Consider the following 203-nt stretch of genomic DNA (forward strand, 5'->3'; position numbering starts at 1 on the left):
CACTACTTCATTTCCTATTACACCATCGTTCTCTGTTACGGTCACAGATCCTAAATCTACCAATGTCCAGTCGGAACCGTCCCATTGCATTACTTGGCCTAAAGCTGTACCATTGGCCAATTTCCCCAAGGTTACGGCATCATTCGCTATATCACCGGTAGCTATCGTCCCGTCCAAGATATCGGAGGATTCGACTGCCCCTG

At 48.3% G+C, this 203-nt stretch carries 1 protein-coding gene; it reads right to left on the bottom strand.

Going from position 1 to position 203, the window contains the following annotated elements:
* Nucleotides 1–203: hypothetical protein (locus R3X28_RS19345; RefSeq protein ID WP_317666539.1), on the bottom strand; the 203-nt coding region annotated here is incomplete at both ends.

Origin of the sequence: Maribacter sp. TH_r10 (assembly GCF_033101095.1) — a bacterium.
GTDB classification, from domain to species: domain Bacteria; phylum Bacteroidota; class Bacteroidia; order Flavobacteriales; family Flavobacteriaceae; genus Maribacter_A; species Maribacter_A luteus.